At 41.1% G+C, this 2,553-nt stretch carries 5 protein-coding genes; all 5 read left to right on the forward strand.

The features are described 5' to 3' along the window. Positions 1–145 precede the first annotated feature (145 nt). The 5 genes from HUF13_RS17140 (at position 146) to HUF13_RS17160 (ending at position 2,329) form a co-directional block, all read left to right on the forward strand. Positions 146–463, forward strand: coding sequence for a helix-turn-helix transcriptional regulator (locus HUF13_RS17140; RefSeq protein WP_173342515.1), 318 nt, complete (start codon positions 146–148; stop codon positions 461–463). A 4-nt stretch (positions 464–467) separates the two neighbouring features. Then, complete coding sequence (locus HUF13_RS17145) at positions 468–1,049, forward strand: ImmA/IrrE family metallo-endopeptidase (protein WP_173342516.1); 582 nt, start codon at positions 468–470, stop codon at positions 1,047–1,049. 31 nt (positions 1,050–1,080) lie between these two features. Then, positions 1,081–1,701: a DUF4417 domain-containing protein gene (locus tag HUF13_RS17150; RefSeq protein WP_173342517.1), complete on the forward strand. Its 621-nt coding sequence runs from the start codon at positions 1,081–1,083 to the stop codon at positions 1,699–1,701. 1 nt (position 1,702) lies between these two features. Then, positions 1,703–2,086 (forward strand): hypothetical protein, encoded by a 384-nt coding sequence (locus tag HUF13_RS17155; RefSeq protein ID WP_173342518.1) that lies wholly within the window; start codon positions 1,703–1,705, stop codon positions 2,084–2,086. A 63-nt stretch (positions 2,087–2,149) separates the two neighbouring features. Next, on the forward strand, positions 2,150–2,329 hold the full coding sequence (locus HUF13_RS17160) for a hypothetical protein (protein ID WP_173476231.1): 180 nt from the start codon (positions 2,150–2,152) through the stop codon (positions 2,327–2,329). Positions 2,330–2,553 lie beyond the last annotated feature (224 nt).

Genomic DNA, 2,553 nt, shown 5'->3' on the forward strand with positions numbered 1-2,553 from the left:
AGGAACAGGCTCACCCACGCCGCCGAGCGTTTATACGCCTCCAAGCCCATAGTTTTGTATCAAAAATTTTACACTTATTTTGGCCGAAAATTAACTTTTCTATAATTTTATTTATATATTTGTCAACAGCCTCAAGGAGTCAAAAATGAACGCACCATTCAACATTCAACTGCAAAGCGCGCTGGAGATTGCGGGTATGACCCAAAAACAACTGGCGCAAAAGCTAGGTATAACAGAAGCATCAGTTTGTCTTTATTTGAAGGGAGACCGTTCTCCACGCGCTTCCCTGATTTCCAAAATGGCAGACGCTCTAGGATGCAAAGCCGAATATCTACTTGGAACGCGGGACGATAATGAAGAATGCAGTTTTAACAAACTCTATCGAATGATGGCGCGTAGCGCAAACCAGCTTACCGCCGAAGAAAAAGCAAAACTCGTAAAGATTTTGTTCAGAGAAGGATAATTTTATGTGTCAAGGGATTTGGCTTGGCGGAAGCACTTACGAATTTCTCAAGGGAGAGGCCGTACACTGGGTAATGCATTGCGATATGCAATATCCTGTGGACTCTTTCGACCTTGCGAAAAGACTTGGCTTCAAGATAATAAGCTATGATGAACTTGACGAAGAACAAAGAGCTGCAGCATACGAGACAAGCGAGGACGCTTTCTTTATCGACAAGGATGGAGAAATCACCATCTTCTACAACAACAATATGTCGCCTGAAAGAATTGAAAACAGCGTTATTCACGAAGTTAGTCACTCCGTGCTAGACCACGGAATAGATGAATCACGAAAAGATATAGAAGAAACAGAAGCGAAATTTTTCACAAAGTATCTTAAAGCTCCACCACCTTTGATTCACCAGTTGCCCATCATAAGCATTGATTCAATAAAAATTGCATTTAAGTTGAGCATAGAAGCAGCAGAGTACGCTTTTAACTACTATCAAAAATGGCTAAAAAAATTTGATGGAAATTATAAAGAGTACGAAATAAAACTGTTGAAGCATTGCGGATTTGACAAAGAAGTAAATAAAAAGGCTAGCTAACAAATGTCAATAAAGTGTAGAGGACACAAAGATGAAAAGCTACGAATTTCGCAACCAGGAAAAATTCCTTCGCAACGGATATAAAGGCGAAGGAAGATGGGCTTTACCAAAAATTAAGAAGCAGCCCGTCAATCTCAACAATCTTCAATTCTTATCATTCAACAACACACGGTATAACGAACAGCCCATGTTCCGAGATTTTGCCGTACATTTCTTTGTTGATGATAAACGGTTTGAAGTAGTTTACTCTCAACCCGAACGCAACCTTGAAAAATTAAAGCAATACAAAGTTTTGCTCACTCCAGACTTTTCCCTCTATGCTGAAATGCAACCTTGGCGAAGAATTGAAAGTACAGGCAAAAGCAGATGGTGTGGAGCATATTGGCAAAGCAAGGGCTTGACCGTCATTCCCACAATCAGCTGGAGCACTCCCGAAAGTTTTGATTATGCATTTGACGGCATTGAAAAGAACTCTTTCGTAGCCATCGGAACATTGGGATGCAAACATGCAAAGCGCGGTTTTCTCAAGGGTTTTGACGCTATGTGTGAACGGCTATCGCCACAGTGCATAATTTGTTTCGGAACACCATTCTCGGAAATGGAAAAGGAACCTATCTTCACAGTCGATTACGTTAATTCATGGAGGTTTTAAGATGGGTGGACGCGGCACATTCGCAGCAGGCAAGACGGTTGATTATGTTTATAAAACCGTTGGTAAAATTTACGATGTAAAGGTACTTGAAGGAATTGGCGGCAAACACGCTCTTCCCGAAGAATCCCATTCTAGCAACGCATATATCAAGTTAAGACCCGATGGGACATTTCACGAAATGCGCATTTATGGGGACAACCATGAAGCTCTATTAGATATTGCATACCATATTGAGCCAAACATAGACCCAAGCAGAAAACCAGTTCTTCATATACACCGATTTAAACCTAATTTTAACCGTGACTACGCATCGCCAATGACAAAAGAAATTTATGAAAAGTATTCAAAATACTTTGTAGGAGTACCCAAATATGATAAATGGTAGTACAAGGGTAGAATTTACTTTGTCGAAGGTTGGCATGAATCCGAAGAACCTAATAAGTACTTTATGTGTTGTTTCATTGTAAAAGGTCCTGCAAACGATGAGAAGGACGGCTATCTTTGGAAAACATACAAGGACTCTTTGCACGAATGTGCTAGGGAATTTCTCGAACAACCAATCTTCGAAGGAAAGAAACTTCCCGAAATAGAGCAAGAGATTGAATGGGTTGACGACGAGATGCGTTAATACTTTTTAGGTGTCTTTTGTGATAATTAGGCGTTGCAAGCTGCAACGCCTTTTTCGTATCTAGTTTACGGGCTGATGAATGAAATGGCCCTTGACAATTCCCACGACATTTTCCTTGATGGCGACCACATCTGCCGTATCGGCAACATCGCCAAAAAGGTGCGGCAGGCTGTTCTCTGCCTGTTAAAGACGGAAGAAGGGGAAGCGTTCACCAACATCGAACA

Origin of the sequence: Fibrobacter succinogenes (assembly GCF_902779965.1) — a bacterium.
Taxonomy (GTDB): domain Bacteria; phylum Fibrobacterota; class Fibrobacteria; order Fibrobacterales; family Fibrobacteraceae; genus Fibrobacter; species Fibrobacter succinogenes_F.

Coding starts and splice junctions, on each gene's coding strand:
- HUF13_RS17160 (WP_173476231.1), top strand. CDS start 2,150: ATGTGTTGTTTCATTGTAAAAGGTCCTGCAAACGATGAGAAGGACGGC.
- HUF13_RS17145 (WP_173342516.1), top strand. CDS start 468: ATGTGTCAAGGGATTTGGCTTGGCGGAAGCACTTACGAATTTCTCAAG.
- HUF13_RS17155 (WP_173342518.1), top strand. CDS start 1,703: ATGGGTGGACGCGGCACATTCGCAGCAGGCAAGACGGTTGATTATGTT.
- HUF13_RS17150 (WP_173342517.1), top strand. CDS start 1,081: ATGAAAAGCTACGAATTTCGCAACCAGGAAAAATTCCTTCGCAACGGA.
- HUF13_RS17140 (WP_173342515.1), top strand. CDS start 146: ATGAACGCACCATTCAACATTCAACTGCAAAGCGCGCTGGAGATTGCG.